The organism is Brevibacillus brevis, assembly GCF_031583145.1.
GTDB classification, from domain to species: domain Bacteria; phylum Bacillota; class Bacilli; order Brevibacillales; family Brevibacillaceae; genus Brevibacillus; species Brevibacillus brevis_E.
Map to the genome: position 1 here is coordinate 145,307 of NZ_CP134050.1, position 17,194 is coordinate 162,500.

Below are 17,194 nucleotides of genomic sequence, written 5' to 3' on the forward strand. Positions count from 1 at the left end.
TCTTGTCCTCGGATTTGGTGATGGATACTTGCCTGCTGGCAGGAGCGATTATTTTGAAGAACGGCGGGGAGACCTACCGTACGGAAGAAACGATGGCGCGGATCGCACAGGCGGCGGGGATGGACGACGTCAACAGCTCCGCTACGCCGACGAGCATCATTCTTTCGTTTCGCTGCAAGGGCCTGGACCATACGCGGATGGTTCGGACGCCTGTGCGTACGACCAACCTCAACAAAATCACGTTGGTCAACGATGTGTCCCGGCGTTTTGTCGGGGGCAGCATTACGCTGGAGCAGGCGTATCGGACCCTGTGCGAAATCGATCAGAAAAAACCGCTGTACCCCAAGTGGATGCAGCATATGGCGGCCGCTATTGCCAGCGGCTCTTTTTCCATGCTCGCAGGCGGCACATGGTACGATCTCCTTCCGGCCGCTCTGGCGGGCTTGACGGTTACTCTTAGCCTGGAATATTTGGAACAGTTTGTCCGGATGAAATTTTTTACCGAGTTTTCGGCCGCTTTGCTGGGTGGATTGTTCGCCTTGCTGGCCGTGACAGTCTTTCCCGAGCTGCACATCAGCATCATCATCATCGGTGCCATGCTTCCGATGTTTCCGGGGATCGCCATTACCAACTCGCTGCGGGATTTGATGGCGGGAGATTTGGTCGCAGGGGTTTCGCGCGGAGTGGAGGCGATGCTGACGGCAGTATCTGTCGCAGTGGCTACGGCAATTATTCTCTGGTTTACGAGGTGATCTGATGTTGTTGAAAGGCCTTGCGCTCAGCCTGGCGTCGTCCATGGCCTGGTGCATCTTGTTTAACGTTCCGGTCCGCACGATCTTCGCGGGCGGCGTAGCCGGCATGGTCGGGTTTCTCGTCTACTCCCTGCTGCCGCTCCTAAACGCCGAAGTATTGCTGTCGACCTTCGTATCGGCTGCGATCGTCTCCTTGCTCAGCCAGGTGATGTCGATCTACTTGCGCGTACCTTCCACCAACTTCAGCGTTGCCGGGATTATTCCGCTGGTTCCGGGGTCAATGGCATACAAGTCGATGCTCGCCTTTGTGAACGATGATTACGTGGCAGGCATCACCTTGGCCACGAAGACGCTGATGGTGGCGGGAGCGATTGCTTCCGGGCTGATTTTTGGCATATCGGTGGTTACGATCGTGAAAGGAGCTCGTCATGCTGGCAAGCGTGCACAACGAAATTAGGCGGGAGAAGCTCCTTCTTCCGGGAGAAACCATTGTCGTGGGCCTCTCTGGCGGGAATGATTCCACGGCTCTGTTGCATATCTTGGTGGCACTCAATAAAAACTATCACTACGGGTGGAAGCTCCACGCTGTCCATCTGAACCACTGCTTTCGGGGGGAAGAGGCCCGGCAGGACGCCCTGTACGCTCAGGAGCTATGCGAGCAGCTTGAGGTTCCGTTTCATCTGTTTGAGTTTGATGTACCAGCTTATATGGAACAAACGGGGATGGGCGGACAGGAAGCCAGCAGGGAGGTCCGATACGGTTTTTACCGGAAGGTGGCCGAAGAGCAGGGAGCGACCAAACTGGCGTTGGCCCACCACGCAGACGATCAGGTCGAGACGATTTTGTTTCGGTTTGTGCGCGGCACCAGACTCGACGGACTGTCCGGAATGCCGAAGAGAAGATGGCTGGAAGAGGGGCGAATCGAGCTCGTCCGGCCTCTGTTGCCCAACACGCGGCAGGAGCTGGAAGCCTATTGCCGGGAGAATGGACTGTCTCCTCGGGAGGACAGCAGCAACCGCTCCCGCAAATACAAGCGCAATTTGCTGAGGCTCGACGTCATGCCGCTTTTGGCACAGGTAAACGAGCGCTACCGCGAGCACATCCTCGAAGCAGCCGAGGCGATCGGGCAGGATCAGTCGTTTTTGGAGAGGCTGGCCAAAGAGCAACTGCAGAGCGTCATGATTGCGCAAAAACAGGGCGAGATCGTGATTGACAACGACAAGTTTCAAAAGTGTGACGTTGCTTTACAAAGGAGAATGATTACTCTAATATTAGGTTATGTCTCGAAACAAACTGAGTGGTCTTCTCAGCATGTAGAGGCTGTTTTGCACTTGTCAAGTGGTAGCCGTCCTTCTGCGGAACTGCATTTGCCAGAACAGCTCCTCGTGAGCCGGGTGTACGGGCGAATTCATTTTTGTCCAAGAGGGCGAGAAGAACGCATACATATGTATTGTTATGAGCTCCCTGTTCCGGGCACAGCCTGGATTGCAGAGAGCGGGGTTTGGGTACATACGAGTTATCTTGAACGTCCCATGGATTGGGAGCGACTTCCAGAAAACGAAGCGGTTTTTGATGCCGATCGTCTTCCAGGGCCGCTGTACTTGCGCAACCGAAAGCCGGGTGACCGTCTCGCTTTGTTTGGTTCGGGAACGGAAAAGAAGTTGAAGGAATTGCTGATTGACGCAAAAGTTCCACGAGCATGGCGGGATCGTCTGCCGCTGCTTGCAGCGGGAGATGTGGTCATATGGGTCCCGGGTGTGCGCCGTTCCGCCGTTGCGCCGGTAAGTGAACAGACCAGGCGCTTTCTACACGTGCGGGCAGAGTTTGGAGAAGATTGGCGGGAGGTTTTTTCATGAATCAAGACATCGAGAAGATTTTGCTTTCGGAAAGTGAGATCGCGGGTAAAATACAGGAACTGGGCAAGACGCTGGCCGCTGAATATCAGGGGAAAAATCCGTTGGTGATCTGCGTGCTGAAAGGCGCTGTCGTATTTATGGCGGACCTGATTCGCCACATGGACATTCCTTGCGAGATGGACTTCATGGCGGTATCGAGCTATGGAAGCGGCACAGAGTCCTCGGGGATGGTCAAAATTTTGAAGGATCTCGATACCTCCGTGCAAAACCGCCACGTGCTGGTGGTGGAGGACATCATGGACAGCGGACTCACGCTGAGCCGACTGGTCGAGCTCTTGCGCCACCGCGAAGCGGCATCCGTCAAAGTGGTGACTCTCTTGAACAAGCCGGAGCGCCGCAAGGTCGACATTTCCCCGGATTACAGCGGTTTTGACATTCCGGACGAATTCGTAGTGGGCTTCGGACTCGATTACGCCGAGCAATATCGTAACCTTCCGTACATTGGAGTATTGAAGCCTGAGGTCTACAGCAAGTAGGTTTGTTGTGGAGACCCTGCTCAGTATGATAAAATGTGAAAAGTGTCTGTTCGTGAGAGGAGGTAAGGAATGAATCGCTTCTTTCGTAATACCGGGTTCTACCTACTGATTTTTCTTGTCACGGTCGGGATCGTGAATTTCATCCTCTCCGGTACTGATAAGGTTGGGAAACTTACATATCAGGATTTCCGGGTACAGTTGCAAGCCGATAACATCACGGAGATGGCTATTCGCCCTGAGAATGGTACATACAGAATCGATGGTACGTTGGCAAAAGCAATTCCGGGACAGGAAAGCAACAAATTTTACACCAATGTTCCACTGTACGACTCCAATATTATCTCTTTGGTAGAGCAGAAGATCGATGAGCAAAAAGTGAAAAAGGTAGAGGTTCATCCTGCGGAGGGCAACAGCATCTGGCTCACCTTCCTGACCTCGATCATTCCGTTTGTGATCATCTTCATCTTGTTTTTCTTCCTTTTGAACAACGCGCAAGGCGGCGGCAGCCGGGTCATGAACTTTGGCAAAAGCCGTGCCAAGCTGTATAACGAAGAGAAGAAGCGCGTCACATTCGATGACGTAGCAGGAGCTGACGAAGAGAAGGCGGAGCTGGAGGAAGTCGTCGAATTTCTGAAAGACCCGCGCAAGTTCAACGCTGTCGGCGCCCGCATTCCGAAAGGGGTCCTGCTCGTAGGTCCTCCGGGTACCGGTAAAACCTTGCTGGCCCGCGCGGTAGCAGGGGAGGCGGGAGTTCCGTTCTTCAGCATCTCCGGTTCCGATTTCGTGGAGATGTTCGTCGGGGTCGGTGCATCCCGCGTGCGTGACCTGTTTGAAAACGCAAAGAAAAACGCACCTTGCATTATCTTTATCGATGAGATCGACGCCGTGGGTCGTCAGCGTGGAGCTGGACTCGGCGGCGGACACGACGAGCGCGAGCAAACCCTCAACCAGTTGCTCGTAGAAATGGACGGTTTCGGTGGGAACGAAGGCATCATCATGGTGGCTGCGACCAACCGCCCGGACATTCTCGACCCGGCACTCCTGCGTCCGGGACGCTTTGACCGTCAAATTACAGTGGATCGTCCGGACATCAAAGGCCGTGAAGCGGTGCTCAAGGTACATGCCCGCAACAAGCCGCTTGGCGAGGACGTGAAGCTGGACGTGATCGCCCGCGGTACATCGGGCTTCACTGGTGCGGATCTGGAGAATCTGCTGAACGAAGCGGCCCTCCTCACTGCACGCAAAAACAAGAAGCAAATCAACATGGTGGAAGTGGACGAAGCGATCGACCGCGTCATCGCCGGTCCTGCGAAGAAGTCCCGCGTCGTCAGCGAAGACGAGCGGCGCCTGGTCGCATTCCACGAAGCCGGCCATACGATTATCGGATATCATCTGCGCAATGCCGAAATGGTACATAAGGTAACGATCATCCCACGCGGCCAGGCAGGCGGATACACCGTCATGCTGCCAAAAGAAGACCGTTTCTTTGCCACCAAGACGGATTTGCTCGACAAGATCGTCGGGCTTCTGGGCGGACGCGTTGCAGAGGAATTGGTGCTCGGTGACATCAGTACCGGGGCTCACAACGACTTCCAACGCGCGACCGCGATTGCCCGCAGCATGATTACGGAATACGGGATGAGCCGTCTGGGGCCGATGCAGTTTGGCCGCAGCCAAGGCCAAGTATTCCTGGGCCGCGATTATGGCAACGAACGCAACTACTCCGATCAGATCGCATACGAGATCGATCAGGAAATGCAAAACATCATCAACGAGTGCTATGCGCGATGCAAGGAGCTTTTGACCAAGCATCGTGACCAGCTCGATCTGATTGCCAATACCCTCTTGCGTGTCGAGACGCTGGATGCGGACCAAATCAAGCAACTGATCGAAACCGGAAGAATGGACAACGATCCGGATGAGAACAAAGATGTGGTCGTGAACATTCAGCCGAAAAAAGACGATGAAGCAAGCGAAGAACCGAAACAATAAGGAGCGCCTCAGGTGCTCCTTTTGTTCTATCTACATGAAACCCACCGAAGGAGGAATACGATGCTGCTCACACCGCGATTGGCTGCCTTTGACATGGATGGGACGTTGCTGAATGAACATTCGCAGATGGCGGATGCCACCAAGGAAGCATGCAGAATGCTCCGGGAACAGGGCTGCAAGCTGGTAATATCCACGGGGAGGACGTACGGATCGGCGCAGATCCCCATTGACTCCTTTCCGTTCGATGGGTATGTATGCAGCAATGGAGCTACGATCTACGAGGCGGATGGCTCGATGGTTCGCCGGACGACTCTGCCGAAAGAGATGGTGAGCGGTGCGATCCATGCGCTCAGGCAAGAGGCGATCTACTACGAGCTGCACGATACGGCGAGCAACCGGTGGATGGTCAAGGAGGACCGGGAGCGGCTGGAGGCGCTGGTAGAGGAAGACACCTCGGTAGAAGGCATCTCCATGCGGCGCTTTGCGTTTTACAAATTGGCCCGAGTCGTACCGCTTGCAGAGCTGCTTGAAGGGGTAGAGTCCGGGGAGACTGAGGTAGTCAAGCTGTTTATCTGGCACAACAACCCGCAGAGGCTGGATTGGGTCCGGGAACAGCTCGAGCCGTGGTCCCATTGCTCTTCGATTACGACATCGGGCCAGCACAACGTAGAAATCATTCCCCACGGGGTTTCCAAATGGGAGGGACTGCTCTATTTCTGCCACAAATGGGGAATTTCGTCCGAGCAGGTAATGGCCTTCGGCGATGCGGAAAACGACAGGGAAGCGCTGACGGAGGCGGGGTACTCGGTAGCGATGGAGAACGCCTCTCCCGAGATCAAGGAAGTAGCGCGGTTTTTGGCCCCGCACCACAACGAGGATGGCGTTGCCCGCTTCATCCGGGAGCGCGTGTTGGGCAGCAAATAGCGGGAGCCGGCATTTTTGCCACGGGACACACATTGACAAGGACAGGGGAACCGCTTACAATGACCGTAAATTACGACACCTACGTAGGGGGATTTTTTCCATGGACGCTTTAGCGTTAGAAAAAAAAGCCCAGCGCAACGCTGAGTTACGAGAACGACTGATGCAGTTGAAAAAAGAACGCAATGCCATCATTCTGGCACACTTCTATCAACGACCGGAAATTCAGGAAGTGGCCGACTTTATTGGCGATTCGTTCGGGCTCGCTCAAAAAGCGAAGGAAACCGATGCAGATGTGATTTTGTTCTGCGGCGTTCACTTCATGGGAGAAAGTGCAAAAATTCTCAATCCCCAAAAGACGGTCATTATTCCTGACGAACGGGCCGGCTGTCCGATGGCGGATATGGTAAACGTGGACGGCCTTCGCAAACTCAAAGCGCAGCATCCGAATGCCAAGGTCGTGGCGTATATCAATACGTCTGCCGATGTCAAAGCGGAAACGGACATCTGCTGTACATCGTCCAATGCGAAGCGCGTCATTGAATCCGTGGACAGCGACGAGATCATTTGGGTGCCGGACAAAAATCTGGGCCACTATGTGTCCCAGTTTACCGACAAAAAGATGATCATCTGGGAAGGATATTGCAATACGCATGACCAACTGTCTGTCGAAGATATCGTGACACTCAAGCAGCAGCATCCGGAAGCGCTCGTAGTGGTCCATCCGGAGTGCCGTCCGGAAGTGGTAGCGTTGGCTGATTACGTGGGTTCTACCACCGGTATCCTGAAATATTGCCGCGAGTCCTCCCACAAAGAGTTTATTATCGGGACGGAAGACGGCACGCGCTACATGCTGGAAAAAGACAGCCCTGATAAAACTTTTATTTTTGCTTCCAAATACCTGGTTTGCCCGAATATGAAGGTAAACAACCTGAAAAAATGTGTAGAAGCACTGGAAAATATGAAGCCTGAGATTTTTGTGCCAAAAGATGTCGCCGATGCTGCCCGCGCCTCTCTGGAGCGCATGCTGGAAGTAGCTCCAGCGTAATCATTGACGGCAGTATAAAAGGGAGTAGAGCCACGCAGCTTTACTCCCTTTTCCTATGCGGGCTATTCGTGTTTGGTCAAAGGCATGATATCTTTGCGCCGGTAAACGTTCAGAATCAACCCGATCAAGTTTCATGACAGAGTAACGTGCATTCCAATTCCATTCGGAGAAGATCCCTGCCAGCGACACGATGAGGAGGGCGGGGGCGATGGCAAAGATATTGAAATGCCAGCTTCCTAACAGAAATTGTGGCTGCCCGTTAATGGTGGTTCTGGATAGCCTATACAAGAGCAGAAGCAGCGTGAGGAAATACAGCGGCTTACTGTAGCGTTTGAGCTTGCGGTAATCGGAAAAGAGAATGGCGATGAAGGCCACACTGCCAATCAGTACCCCGATCAGGTGCCGTTCAAGAAATCCGCCTTGATCCTGTGTGATGTTCAGCGAATACATAGCAAACAGTCCAAACCCGATCAAAACGGCGGCCAGCCACAATATGCTCCACTCCATGCGTGGCTTGTGCGCCTGGTGAAGCTGCCAGCCGATGGCGACAGGATCTCCCATGGCCGCAATCGCTTTATCAACAGCTTCGTCCTCGCTAAGCCCCATGGTCTGATAGTCGTCTATTTTGTCCGCAATATGACCCTCCAATTCGAGGATAATGGCTCGATGTACTTCTTTATTGCCAACCTGCTTGCAAACGAGCTGTATGTAATGGTCGATCTTTTCCTTCCTTTTCATGCGTGCCCCCCTCCCAACACCTGATCTACTGCGGTTCGGAAAGCGACCCACTCCTGCTTTTTATCCTGGAGATGCTGTTTGCCTTCCCGGGTGATTTCGTAGTATTTCCGCTTTCTTTCCCCTTCGCCAGAGCTCCAATAGGAATGGACCATGCCTTCTGATTCCAGCGTGTGAAGGATCGGATAGAGTGTCCCTTCCTTGAGCGAGAGGATTCCATTTGAGTTTTTTTCCATCGCTTTGGTCATTTCGTAGCCGTACATGGGCTTTTGGTCAAGCAGGGTGAGGATGAGAATAACTGTACTGCCCTTCAGCAATTCTTTATTGATTTTCATGGAAACCTCCTCATACATAGATTTTCGATATATCGAATATCTATGTATAATTCCAATATAGGTCAGCATTTTCTGGCAAGTCCTTATGGCTTGTGCAATCGGAGCAATAGAAAAAGGCTCCCGCGACGAGGAAGCCTTTGGTGAAGTGCTGACAGAGACTTTAGGAAGGCATAGGAGTCGGTGTTGGTTTTCCGTATCCTTCTTTATAGGCATTGTCTATGTAATTGCGAATTTCCGTCGGTGTTTTTCCTGCCTGCTTCAGCTTGGAAGATACGACGGCGATTTCCATGCAGATACCGCATCGAGTGCCGTGGTCGTCCCAGACGATTGATCCATCGGGCAGCTCTTCTTTGATAAAGCAGTTGCCGTTGTGCTGATGACCAGCACTTTCCCCGCAGCCGCAATAGCAAGGGATCGATTTCAGCAGGTCGCGGTTGGCAGCCGCAATTTTGTAGGACTGCACGATGACGGGGTCCTGATTCTCGAGAAAACGGGGCAGAACATCCACGGAAGCGGTCTTCTCCTGCAAATCCCCGTTGGGAGCGTGCTGTGCGTGATTGGCGTGTTCCTGTCCGGCTTGGTCATTGGCGCCACAACCGACGAGCAAGGCTGCGGCCACCATACTGATGGCGAACCATGATTTCCGTTTCATCTGGACAAACCTCCTCCCGGTAATTGTAACGTATAGGAAATTCTAAGCGCAAACCATTTGCAGGACGCAGCGGAAGAAACGAGGAGGGGGGCTACTCCTTTTCTTATCAGAAAAATGAGGAGAAAATATGAAGCGGTGACGAAGGTTGCAAAAATATGCCTATTAAATCGTAATAAATCCTATTTACATTCTAGGCAACTGTCCGTATAATGAAAAACGACGAAAGAGTAAATCGGAATGATTATGAATTATGTAGGAGTTGACATTCGAAGATGAAGAAGAGCCTGTTGGCTGCACTCAGTATTGTTACCGCGATCGGGATCGCGGGCTGTGGCACGAAGGAAACGGCTTCGCCGGCTAGCGGAGATGCCGGAGCAGAAAAACCGCACGTATACACCACCATCTATCCGTTGGAGTACGCTGCGAAACGAATCGGAGGGGATCATGTGGAGGTCACCAACCTCATTCCTCCCGGCGTTGAGCCGCATGACTACGAGCCGACTGCGAAAGATATGGTCGCTCTGTCCAAAGCCGACATTTTCGCTTTCAATGGCAGCGGTTTGGAGCTGTGGGTAGACAAAGCGGTCGAAAGTCTCGACAAGAACAAGACGGCAGTTGTAAATGCAACTGAGGGAATGGATTTGCTGAAAGCAACGGAAGACGAGCACGACCACGAAGCGGAAGCAGCCACTGACGAAAAGCCGGAGGAGCACGACCACGAGCATGAACACGCACACGGTCCAAACGACCCGCATGTGTGGCTAGACCCTGCCATGCTGAAGGAGCAGGCAGCGAAGATCAAGGATGCATTGGTGAAAAAGGACGCATCCCATGCAGCCGACTACGAAAAGAATTTCCAACAGCTCTCCGGCGATCTGGACCAGCTGGACAAAGAATTCAAGGACATGGTCGCCCAAACCAGCAAGAAGGAATTCATGGTGTCGCACAGTGCCTTCGGTTACTTGGCTCATCGCTACGGCCTGGAGCAGGTAGCAATTTCCGGAATCAATCCGGCGGATGAGCCGTCTCCCGCCAAATTGAAAGAATTGGTCGAGCATGTCAAAGAACATCAAATTTCGTACGTTTTGTTCGAGACGCTGGTGTCGCCAAAAGTAGCAGAGGTTATCGCCAAAGAGGCGGGCGTTCAGACAGCTACACTCAATCCTTTGGAGGGCCTGACGGAGGACGATGTCAAAGCGGGCCGCGACTACTTGTCCATCATGCGCGATAATTTGCAGACGCTGCGTGCGGCTTTGAAATAAACGGGAATAATGAAGGTGTCGCTTCCTTTGGGAGCGGCACTTTTCGTAGTGATGCTTGCACCCGCCTACTTGTAGTTATGTTCAAATCGTAGTAGGATGAAGAAAGCCAAATCAGAACAAATCCGATTTAAGGAATGATTGATTTTATGGAACGGATGACACAAGGAGAAGCTGTGGTAAAGCTCACGGATGTATCCTTTCAATACGAAGAAAAAGTGGTTCTCGACCATGTGGCATTCTCTTTGGAACGGGGAGATTTCGTCGGCATCGTAGGGCCAAACGGATCGGGAAAGTCGACGCTCATGAAGCTCATCCTCGGCTTGCTGACGCCGACGAGAGGGACAGTCGAGCTGTTTGGGCAGCCCTTGGGCAAATTTCGCGAGTGGAGCCGGATCGGCTACGTAGCTCAGCAGGTGGCCCACGGTGCGGGCGGTTTTCCGGCAACGGTACGGGAAGTGGTCGCATCCGGCCTGGTCGCGAAAGTCGGCCTGTTTCGCAGGCTGAACGCCCGCCATCACGAGAAAGTCCGCGATGCAGTGGAGCGTGTGGGGCTGATCGAAAAGCTGGATAAACGGATTGGCAGCCTGTCGGGGGGACAGCTGCAGCGCGTCTTCATTGCCAGAGCGTTAGTCGCAGAGCCGGAGCTGCTGATTTTGGACGAACCGACAGTCGGCGTGGACCAGGAGTCGATCGAGCAGTTTTACAGCCTGCTCCGCTCCCTGAAAGAAGAGAATGGGCTTACGATGATGATCGTCAGCCACGATGTGGGAGTCATGACGCAATGGGTAAACAAGGTGGCCTGTGTGCAAAAGAACATCCATTTTCACGGTACCGCCCACGAGTTTGCCCACAATCATGAACAAATCCTGCAGCAAATGTACGGTGATTCGGTAAAGCTGCTGTCTCACCATCATTGAGATGCGAATCCATGGATAAAGAAGGAGTATGAACATGCTGGCTGATTGGTGGCAGTATGACTTTTTGAGGTATACCCTGTTTTCAGGAATCATCATCGGGTTGATTTGCCCCATACTGGGGACCTTTTTGATTGTGCGGCGCTTGTCGATGATGGCGGACGGCCTGTCCCACGTGACGCTTTCCGGGGTCGCGGCAGGCATGCTGGTCTCCAAAAAGGTCGCCTTTTTCTCGGCGGTGAATCCGCTGTTTTTCGGAATGGTGTTCGCCGTTGTCGGTTCGCTGTTCATCGAGCGGCTGCGCAAGGTGTACAAAGCGTATCAGGATTTAGCAATCCCGATCATCCTGTCGAGCGGACTGGGTTTGTTTACGGTCTTGGTCAGCGTGGCGGACGGATTCAATACGGACTTGTATTCCTACCTTTTCGGGAAGATCGTGACGGTTTCCATCGAAGACTTGTACGCGCTCATCGGCGTGGCTGTTGTGGTATTGGGGACTGTGCTCCTGATTTACAAGGAGTTGTTTGCCGTCTCGTTCGACGAAGAATTCGCCCGTGTATCCGGCGTGGCCCGGCGCACCATCAACTTGTGGTTCATGGTGCTGGTGGCTTTGACCATCGCGGCGTCCATGCGGATTGTCGGGGTGCTGTTGATTTCCGCCCTGATCACTCTGCCGGTGGCAGCCAGCCTGCAGATTGCAGGCAGCTTTCGCCAGACGATTTTCTTCTCGATCGTGTTTGCGGAAATATCTGTTTTGGGCGGATTGTACTTTGCCTATCTACTTGATTGGGCATCTGGTGGTACAATTGTGTTGATGGCTGTTTTGATTTTGCTCATGGTACTGGGTGCGAAAAAGCTGCGGGCTCTCATGAGATAGGTCGCCCAGGTGAAGACAAGAGGAAGGAGCGTTTGCCGATGAGAGTAGAAGAAGCGCTGCAAATATTGAAGGATCACGGATTCAAATACACAGGCAAGCGGGAGGAGATGATTCGCATCTGCGCGGAAGAAAAGCGTTACCTTTCCGCGAAGGATATTATGGAGCGAATCAAGGAGCATTATCCGACCCTCAGCTTTGATACGGTTTATCGCAATCTCTCCACTTTTGTAGAATTGGGGATCCTGGAAGAGACCGAGCTGGATGGCGAAGGGAAGTTCCGCCTGGCCTGTTCTGCGGACGGACACCACCATCACCACGTCATTTGCACCGAGTGCGGCAAGACTTCATCGCTGCCGGGCTGTCCCATGAACATCATGTCGGTCGTACCCGACGATTTCCAGGTGACTGGGCACAAGTTTGAAGTCTATGGAACATGCAAGGACTGCGTCGAGCATCAGCATTCCAATTGAATGAGAAGAAAAGCGAGAGCATCCGCGAAGTGGCGGATGCTCTTTTTTTCAGTCAAAAACATCCCGTTTTCCATTCGCCATCGCCCCATTCTTAGCAGATCTGGATAGAGGTTTTCTTATTAGTAGCCCTATAGCGAATTTGCTATAATGGGTTGGAAATCATCGGTTTTTTCTGTAGGGAGAAAAAGCGTTTTTACAACATAAGGAGAGAAGGGAAACGAGGATGATTCCCCGCTATATCGTCGACTTTGATCTGCACGCTTTGCCTCGGATGAAAACGAAGGTGGCGATCGTCGGGGCCGGTATCGCCGGCTTGTACACGGCGCTGCAAGCGAGTGAGTATGCGGACGTCGTGCTCATCAGCAAAAAGGGGTTGGACGACAGCAATACGCGCTGGGCACAGGGAGGAATCGCCGCGGTGACGGCCACGTCCGATTCGCCTGCGCTGCATCGCCAGGACACGCTGATCGCGGGAGCCGGGCTTTGTTCGTACGACGCGGTGGAAGTGCTGGTGAACGAGGGGCCGGACCGTTTGAAAGAACTGATTGCCTACGGTACGGAGTTTGACCGGGACGAGCACGGGCAGTATGCGCTCACGCAGGAAGGCGCCCACAGCAAGCGGCGGATTTTGCATGCGAACGGCGATGCGACCGGAGCGGAAATCGTGCGGGCTTTATCTGCGCGCGTCATGGAGCAGCCGAATATCACCGTGCTGGAGCACCATTTCGCCATCGATGTCGTCACACAGGACGACGAATGTGTGGGAGTGATTGTCCGAAAGCCGGACGGGGAGATCTTCTTCCTGGAAGCAGATGCGACGGTACTTGCGACAGGCGGCGCCGGGCAATTGTACCGGTATACGACCAACCCGGAGATTGCGACCGCAGACGGTATCGGGATCGCGTATCGGGCAGGAGCCCGAATCAAAGATGTGGAGTTCATCCAGTTTCACCCGACCGCTCTCTACTATCCGGGCGCGCCGCGATTTTTGATCTCGGAAGCGGTGCGCGGCGAAGGAGCGGTTTTGCGCAATACAAACGGCGAACGCTTTATGGACAAATATCATCCGCAAAAGGAGCTGGCTCCGCGGGATGTCGTGGTGAGGGCGATCGTTGCGGAGATGGAGAAGGCAAACGTCTCCCACGTTTTTCTGGACATTACGCATGAATCCCCCGATTTGATCCGTCATCGGTTTCCGACCATTTATCAATTTTGCCTGCAGTACGGCTTGGATATGGTGACCGACTGGATTCCGGTAGCGCCGGCTTGCCACTATATCATGGGAGGGGTCGAGACGGATTTGCACGGGGAGACGTCTACCCGAAGGCTGTTCGCTTGCGGGGAGGCCTCTTGTACCGGCGTTCATGGGGCGAATCGGCTCGCCAGCAACTCGTTGTCGGAAGCGGTGGTGTTCGGCCATCGGATCGTCCGGCGGATCAAGGAGCTCCCGCCATTGCCACAGGTCAGGCCGCTTCGTGTGGCATTCGAGCGGAGCGGGCGCCGGGCTTCCCAAACGAAGGAGCAGCGAATCAAACTGCAAAAGCTCATGCTCCGCTACGTGAGCGTGAAGCGGGAGGAAAAAGGGCTGCTCAAGGCGTTGGAAGAGCTGGAGCGAATGGCGCAGCTGTATGAGGACGAGCCGGTGGAACGAGAAGATTTCGAACTTCTCAATTTGGTAAGTGCAGCTGTGTTGACGACCAGGGCTGCGCTGCTTCGCGAAGAGAGCCGTGGCGGGCATTACCGCAACGATTTTCCAGACAAGGACGACTTAATTTGGCGCAAGCACTTGGTGCAGTCCATTCGTGCGGGCGTCCAGGAGGAGAGTGGCAACAACGATGTGGAATAAACGAGAGCTGCAGCGAAAAATAGAGGAATGGCTGCACGAGGACTTGGGCTTTGGAGACGTTACGACGACGAGCACGATTCCGGAAAGCGAGCAGGGAGTTGGAATCCTGTACGCCAAGGAAGCAGGAATCATCGCTGGCTTGTCAGTCGCCGAGCAAGTGTTTGCGACGGTAGATCCCGAGCTGGTCTTCACGGCCAAGGTAGAGGAAGGGGCACGCGTGGAAGTGGGGCAGCAAATCGCCGAGGTGAGCGGCGCGGTACGCTCGATCCTTTCCGGCGAGCGTCTGGCGCTCAATCTGATGCAGCGGCTGTCGGGAATCGCCACCAAAACGAACGAGTACGTCCAGGCAGTGGCGGGAACAAAGGCTCGTGTGGTCGATACACGCAAGACGACCCCAGGCATGCGTTTCCTGGAAAAGTACGCCGTTCGTGTGGGAGGGGGCCACAATCATCGGTTTGCCTTGTACGATGCGGTCATGATCAAGGACAACCACATCAAGGGTGCAGGCGGGATCGCTCAGGCGGTAGCGGCGGCGCGGGCTGCCATTCCCCATACCATGACAATCGAAGTGGAAGCCGAGAACCTGGAACAAGTACGGGAAGCTCTGGATGCAGGGGCCGATATCATCATGCTGGACAACATGTCGAATGAGCAGATGGCCGAGGCTGTGGGTTTGATTGACGGGCGCGCTGTCGTCGAGGCTTCCGGTGGAGTCAATCTGGAGACGATCGGGGCGATTGCAAAGACAGGTGTCGACATCATTTCGGTAGGGGCGCTGACGCATTCGGTGAAGGCTTTTGATATCAGTCTGGATTTGAATACGCGGAAGCGGTAAGGAGCAACCATCATGCTACTGGTAATGGACATCGGCAATTCCAATATCGTCATGGGCCTGTACGCCGGAGACGAGCTGCGCCACCATTGGCGGGTGGCTACGGACCGGAACAAGACCGAGGATGAATACGGTATGCTGGCAACGAATCTGTTTCAAAGTGTGGGTATGCTTCCTTCTCAGGTGAGCGGCGTGATCCTTTCATCGGTCGTTCCGCCTCTGAACTTCACCATTGAGCGGATGTGCGAGAAGTATTTCCGGCAAAAGCCGCTGGTTGTCGGCCCGGGGATCAAAACAGGACTGAATATCAAGTACGAGTACCCGCGGGAAGTAGGATCGGACCGGATCGTAAACGCCGTAGCGGCTATCCATCATTACGGAACTCCTTTGATCGTGGTGGATTTCGGGACGGCTACGACTTTTTGTTATGTGGACGAGCGGGGACAGTATTGGGGCGGAGCCATTGCGCCGGGAATCGGTATTTCTACCGAGGCCTTGGTCAGCCGTGCAGCCAAGCTCCCGCGCATCGAGATAGCCAAGCCGGCGAGTGTCGTCGGCCGCAATACGATCGCCGCCATGCAGTCGGGAATTTATTACGGATTTGTGGGGCAGGTCGAGGGCATCGTCCGTCGCATGATGGCGGAGTACGGAACCGAGCCCAAGGTGGTCGCGACAGGAGGACTGGCCCCTCTGGTCGCGAATGAAACGGAATGTATTCACGTGGTCGATCCTTACTTGACGCTCAAAGGGCTGCGCTTGATTTACGAGCGGAACCAGTAGGATGTGTACCGGGACAAAACAGATAAAAGCCGCAGCTCTTGAGAGTATGCGGCTTTTTTGTACGGGCTAGCGGTGGCGAAACATTATATTGCTTGGACCGGGCTCGCTATCGCCTTAGCACGCTTGCGGATTTTCTTGCAATAGAAGACTTCAGGGTCGCCGGGGTCAAGATTGTCGATCATGCCGCTCTGAACGTAATGCAGCCTCTGGCAAAGCCGCAGCATCCGTTTATTGGAAAGATTGGTGGAGGTGAACAGCTTCTCGGTGGTACAGACGGCTTCCATATGCAGCATGAGATCCTGGCCGATTCCCTTGCTTTGGTGGTGAGGATGAACGATCAGGTACGGGATGTAGCTTTGTTTGAAAAAGCTTTGGTTCATAATGACGAAGCCCACTACGGCTCCATCGTCGAGTGAAGCCACGTAGCAATGTCCCGCTGCTACGGCTTCGCGCAATTCTTGGGCTCTGCCGGTATTCCCCAGCACCATCGCGTCAATTCGGCAGATGGCATTTGCGTCCTGCATGGTCGCCTGACGAATCAAAGTCATATCCCGCAGCATCCTTTCTAAATAGGATCGTACCCCCTTATCCATTGGCTCACCTTCGGGAATAACTCAGGAGGCGGGGGCCTTGTTACCTTATTTTCCGCTCGTGATCAAGGGCTTCCTGCCGTTTTCTCGAATGCCTCCGAACCGCACAGTCACTTGCTTCACGTGATTATCAGTGTCGTCGTTATGCAAGAGCTGTTGTTGAAGTTTTCCACGGCCGTTGTTTGCTTCAGGGAAAGCATGCCATTTTATTGTCTTCCTAAAACGAAGATCCCTCCTATCTGCTGGGAAACCGTGCAGTTTTCCTCATTAGTCCATATGCGAAGCGAAGGGAAAATAAGCCTGAAAGTTGGCTGGAGTCAAGGAGATGTCGATTATTTTCGATTCTCTCGGGTTATCATAAACGCAGGCCGGATCGGTCGTGAAAAGTAAAAAGCAAGAAAAAGCAAAGTTTACCGTTGACATAGGGGAATTCAGGAGATACAATGGCTATTGTGTCTGACAGCGATGTGTTATCTGATTGAACTTTTTTAGTAAGATCAAAAAAGTGGTTGCAAAAAACAAGAAGATCTGATAACATAGTAATTCCGTGAGGGTAACAACACGGATCGCTTCGATCCTTTATCATACATGGATGGATGTCCGAGCGGCCGAAGGAGCACGATTGGAAATCGTGTAGGCGGTGTTGAACCGTCTCGTGGGTTCAAATCCCACTCCATCCGCCATAACACCTTACATATGGCCCGTTGGTGAAGCGGTTTAACACAGCAGCCTTTCACGCTGTCATACAGGGGTTCGAATCCCCTACGGGTCACCATAAAATACCCAGCGAAGTGAA

18 protein-coding genes and 2 tRNA genes are annotated in these 17,194 nt (G+C 53.5%); 16 read left to right on the forward strand and 4 right to left on the reverse strand.

What is annotated here, in order from left to right; genetic code table 11:
• Positions 1 to 2: 2 nt before the first annotated feature.
• The 7 genes from RGB73_RS00815 (at position 3) to nadA (ending at position 7,105) form a co-directional block, all read left to right on the forward strand.
• Entirely contained in the window at positions 3 to 752 is a 750-nt protein-coding gene (locus RGB73_RS00815) for a threonine/serine exporter family protein (RefSeq protein ID WP_310767874.1), read from the forward strand.
• A gap of 4 nt (positions 753 to 756) precedes the next feature.
• On the forward strand, positions 757 to 1,209 hold the full coding sequence (locus tag RGB73_RS00820; protein ID WP_310767876.1) for a threonine/serine exporter family protein: 453 nt from the start codon (positions 757 to 759) through the stop codon (positions 1,207 to 1,209).
• Positions 1,181 to 2,608, forward strand: a complete 1,428-nt coding sequence (gene tilS, locus RGB73_RS00825) for a tRNA lysidine(34) synthetase TilS (RefSeq protein WP_310767878.1) — start codon at positions 1,181 to 1,183, stop codon at positions 2,606 to 2,608. Before RGB73_RS00820 ends, tilS begins: the two co-directional genes overlap by 29 nt.
• Positions 2,605 to 3,144, forward strand: coding sequence for a hypoxanthine phosphoribosyltransferase (hpt, locus tag RGB73_RS00830; RefSeq protein WP_310767880.1), 540 nt, complete (start codon positions 2,605 to 2,607; stop codon positions 3,142 to 3,144). Before tilS ends, hpt begins: the two co-directional genes overlap by 4 nt.
• A gap of 69 nt (positions 3,145 to 3,213) precedes the next feature.
• A complete protein-coding gene (gene ftsH / locus RGB73_RS00835) occupies positions 3,214 to 5,136 on the forward strand; it encodes an ATP-dependent zinc metalloprotease FtsH (protein WP_310767882.1) in 1,923 nt (640 codons plus the stop codon).
• 60 nt (positions 5,137 to 5,196) lie between these two features.
• Positions 5,197 to 6,060, forward strand: coding sequence for an HAD family hydrolase (locus tag RGB73_RS00840; protein WP_310767884.1), 864 nt, complete (start codon positions 5,197 to 5,199; stop codon positions 6,058 to 6,060).
• A 100-nt stretch (positions 6,061 to 6,160) separates the two neighbouring features.
• Positions 6,161 to 7,105, forward strand: a complete 945-nt coding sequence (gene nadA / locus RGB73_RS00845) for a quinolinate synthase NadA (protein ID WP_310767886.1) — start codon at positions 6,161 to 6,163, stop codon at positions 7,103 to 7,105.
• On the opposite strand, the gene RGB73_RS00850 is transcribed toward nadA, so the two are convergent.
• From RGB73_RS00850 to RGB73_RS00860, 3 genes are all read right to left on the reverse strand, one after another.
• Positions 7,106 to 7,843, reverse strand: a complete 738-nt coding sequence (locus tag RGB73_RS00850; protein WP_310767887.1) for a permease prefix domain 1-containing protein — start codon at positions 7,841 to 7,843, stop codon at positions 7,106 to 7,108.
• Positions 7,840 to 8,175, reverse strand: a complete 336-nt coding sequence (locus RGB73_RS00855) for a PadR family transcriptional regulator (protein ID WP_310767889.1) — start codon at positions 8,173 to 8,175, stop codon at positions 7,840 to 7,842. Before RGB73_RS00855 ends, RGB73_RS00850 begins: the two co-directional genes overlap by 4 nt.
• A 160-nt stretch (positions 8,176 to 8,335) precedes the next feature.
• Positions 8,336 to 8,827, reverse strand: coding sequence for a PCYCGC motif-containing (lipo)protein (locus tag RGB73_RS00860; protein ID WP_310767892.1), 492 nt, complete (start codon positions 8,825 to 8,827; stop codon positions 8,336 to 8,338).
• Between the two features lie 272 nt (positions 8,828 to 9,099).
• On the opposite strand from RGB73_RS00860, the gene RGB73_RS00865 reads away from it, so the two are divergent.
• From RGB73_RS00865 to RGB73_RS00895, 7 genes are all read left to right on the forward strand, one after another.
• The gene (locus RGB73_RS00865) at positions 9,100 to 10,089 is read left to right on the forward strand and encodes a metal ABC transporter substrate-binding protein (RefSeq protein WP_310767895.1); all 990 of its coding nucleotides are present in this window, start codon (positions 9,100 to 9,102) and stop codon (positions 10,087 to 10,089) included.
• Positions 10,090 to 10,235: 146 nt separating this feature from the next.
• Positions 10,236 to 11,006, forward strand: coding sequence for a metal ABC transporter ATP-binding protein (locus RGB73_RS00870; RefSeq protein WP_310767898.1), 771 nt, complete (start codon positions 10,236 to 10,238; stop codon positions 11,004 to 11,006).
• Positions 11,007 to 11,040: 34 nt separating this feature from the next.
• On the forward strand, positions 11,041 to 11,880 hold the full coding sequence (locus tag RGB73_RS00875) for a metal ABC transporter permease (protein WP_310767901.1): 840 nt from the start codon (positions 11,041 to 11,043) through the stop codon (positions 11,878 to 11,880).
• A 38-nt stretch (positions 11,881 to 11,918) separates the two neighbouring features.
• Complete coding sequence (locus tag RGB73_RS00880; RefSeq protein ID WP_310767904.1) at positions 11,919 to 12,350, forward strand: Fur family transcriptional regulator; 432 nt, start codon at positions 11,919 to 11,921, stop codon at positions 12,348 to 12,350.
• A 223-nt stretch (positions 12,351 to 12,573) separates the two neighbouring features.
• Complete coding sequence (gene nadB, locus RGB73_RS00885; protein ID WP_310767906.1) at positions 12,574 to 14,196, forward strand: L-aspartate oxidase; 1,623 nt, start codon at positions 12,574 to 12,576, stop codon at positions 14,194 to 14,196.
• A complete protein-coding gene (gene nadC / locus RGB73_RS00890; protein ID WP_310767908.1) occupies positions 14,186 to 15,031 on the forward strand; it encodes a carboxylating nicotinate-nucleotide diphosphorylase in 846 nt (281 codons plus the stop codon). The genes nadB and nadC overlap by 11 nt, the downstream gene beginning before the upstream one ends.
• Before the next feature lie 12 nt (positions 15,032 to 15,043).
• Positions 15,044 to 15,808 (forward strand): type III pantothenate kinase, encoded by a 765-nt coding sequence (locus RGB73_RS00895; RefSeq protein ID WP_310767912.1) that lies wholly within the window; start codon positions 15,044 to 15,046, stop codon positions 15,806 to 15,808.
• 83 nt (positions 15,809 to 15,891) lie between these two features.
• Here RGB73_RS00895 and RGB73_RS00900 read toward each other — a convergent pair whose 3' ends face one another.
• A complete protein-coding gene (locus tag RGB73_RS00900; protein WP_310767915.1) occupies positions 15,892 to 16,356 on the reverse strand; it encodes a GNAT family N-acetyltransferase in 465 nt (154 codons plus the stop codon).
• 632 nt (positions 16,357 to 16,988) lie between these two features.
• Here RGB73_RS00900 and RGB73_RS00905 point away from each other — a divergent pair.
• Positions 16,989 to 17,081, forward strand: a tRNA-Ser gene (locus RGB73_RS00905).
• A 15-nt stretch (positions 17,082 to 17,096) separates the two neighbouring features.
• Positions 17,097 to 17,173, forward strand: a tRNA-Glu gene (locus RGB73_RS00910).
• The last annotated feature ends 21 nt before the right edge of the window (positions 17,174 to 17,194 follow it).